Source organism: uncultured Nostoc sp. (assembly GCF_964247315.1).
Taxonomy (GTDB): Bacteria; Cyanobacteriota; Cyanobacteriia; order Cyanobacteriales; family Nostocaceae; genus Nostoc.
In genome coordinates this window covers 23,613-26,024 of record NZ_CAXTTT010000109.1, presented here as the reverse complement: position 1 = coordinate 26,024, position 2,412 = coordinate 23,613, and the positions used below count along the sequence as shown (strand labels likewise).

General features: G+C 44.2%; 1 protein-coding gene and 1 pseudogene. One reads left to right on the top strand and one right to left on the bottom strand.

The annotated features are described in order from the left end of the window. Positions 1 to 268 (top strand): annotated as a pseudogene (locus ACFE93_RS26520) (hypothetical protein); the annotation flags it as partial. A 279-nt stretch (positions 269 to 547) separates the two neighbouring features. Here ACFE93_RS26520 and ACFE93_RS26515 read toward each other — a convergent pair. Then, positions 548 to 2,412, bottom strand: a 1,865-nt coding sequence (locus ACFE93_RS26515; RefSeq protein WP_375477763.1) for an NACHT domain-containing protein, incomplete at its 5' end; no start/stop codon positions are given.

Below are 2,412 nucleotides of genomic sequence, written 5' to 3'. Positions count from 1 at the left end.
ACGCGATCATAATCGCCGCTATGAGCGCGAAAATAACCGTCGCTATGAGCGCGATCATAACCGCCGCTATGAGCGTGACAATAACCGCCGTTATGAGCGCGAAAATAACCGCCGCTATGAACGCGAAAATAACCTTCGCTACATTCGTGACAATAATCGCCGTTATGAGCGCGAAAATAACCACCGCTATGAGCGCGATAATAACCTTCGCTATGAGCGTGACAATAACCATCGCTATGAGCGCGATCGCAACTGGGGACGTGGTTAATTCCTCCGCCTTCATTTATTAAGCTTGGTTCTAGGTGAACTGAGCATTGATTCTACTTGGCGGTAGGACAGACACAATTTCTTTTTCCACTCATTCCAATATCTGACTTTTCACTCTTATCTAGAAAACCTCGCTTCCATTCCCTAGTAGGGAAGGTTGCTCAGGGATTAGGTTTAGCGTTAGTTTTTCTACACGACGTGAAAAGTCAGATTTTAATTAAATCAAGAATTTGCCCTCAGTTTAAAAGTCTCTTTCTCAATTACGAATTACGAATTAATATCACGCCCTTGGCCGCAACAATTGCACAAAGGTATCACTCACAGTATGGTCTTTGGTATCGGCGGCGTATTGAATTAATTTTTCCTTCAGTTCTTTGGCAGCATCTAAAGGCAGTAAGTTGACTAGCAAAAAGTATACACCGCGAAAACGGGGGTCGCCCATGTGGTCAATCAGCCGATTTTTAGCTTCATCCTTCTCGCCGAGAAAGTTCTGCACCAAAAAGAATTCCATAATCTTATCGTGGCGGAAATACCATTCTCTCCTGGCTGCACCTTCTTCGTTTTGCCACTGACGGCTGACGACCATTTTATATTTTTCATCTTCTAAAGACTGTACTACCTGCTCAAATTTATCTCCAGGTAGCGCTTGCTCATCGTTTAGCCGCATTTGATAGACTGCATCCGAGAATTTTTTTAAGGGAAATTCCTGGTTCCACTCTTGCAGGTATTCGGCTGCCATCAAATTATATTGCTGTTGTTGCAGGTGAAACAAATCGGGGTATTCACCTTGGGAGATCATTAACGCCACAACTGTTAAATCCATTGGGTTAGAGAGAACCCTTTGGTTAGGAGTTAACTCCTCTGGTGATTGCTGCTTGCTGAGGGCTGTTGCTAAATAGCTAGTGCAGGCTTGCTCGTAATTATTACCCTGAACTTTAGCATCTTTGGGCAGTCGTGGCTGACGGGAAATCAAAAATTGCTGAATTTGGGCTTGCTCAAGGGACTGTAATTTATATATCTTGGCTGTTGAGGGTGGTGTCCACTCTAGGGGCTGGGTAGTCATGATGATGTTACCCCGGAAATAGCTTTCGACAAACTGACAAATTTTTGCCCTGGTGTCGGCTGTGACTTCGTTGAGTCCATCAATGCAGATATCTAATGCACCACTGTAAATTAAATTTTTGAGAAAATCAGCATCTTGTGCTTGCCCGTGCAGCTTGGCTTGAATTGCTTCAATTACCCCCTTGTCACACTTGCGGGCGGGTAAATAAACCACAATGCGCGGTGAGGTTTTCACCAGATGGCGGAGAAACATCGACTTACCCAAGCCAGAATCACCTTCTAAGACTATTTGCCCTGCGATGCTGGGTAGCACCTGGGCAATTGCTTGGGGTTCTTCTGCACTGGGAACTTTCACCTTAGATTCTGGAAAGTATGCTTCGGGGTTAAAATTATCTAACCCGGCATCGGCTAGTAGGGAAGGCTTGAAGGGTTCAAATAACTTGCGGCGAAAAAAGGGAATCCAAGCGAGGAGAAAGCCGACGTAGCCCACACCTAAGATGCGCCTTACCCAAGGATTCCAGAAGAAGATAGCTTGAACTTGGGGAAATTTGGGATAAGCGAAGATGAGGGCAAGCCAAAAGGTAGCGTGAATCAAAATTATCATTCTGGCGTTAAAAAACCACTGCCAACCTTTGAGGTTAACTATTATCGATTGCAGTGAATCAGCTTCGTTGTATCCTGCATTTTTGAGGTTTTTGTAGTGAGTTTCTAAAATAACAATATCTTGCGGTTCCCAATGGACTTTTCTGGCAACTACAGCAATTTGCTTTGCTAAGTCTTCGCGTAATCTTGCCAAATCTTGACTCGGTTCCCAGGCTTGGGCAAAGATTTTGAGAGTTTTATCACCGCGATCGTGGCTTAATGAAGCAGGAATTGTTTTAGTCTCAGGAAAACCCAGCCATGTGAGCAGTGTTTTGACTTCATCAGTGCCGCCACCCAGAAAATATGTCAAAAATCGCCACTGTGCAAATTCTGATTGACCATCGTAATAGATGCTATCCAGAATTACAACAATATTATTCAGGTTGAGTTGTTCTATCTTTCCCAATGCCGATGCTGCACGCAAACGAACATCTGAGTCAA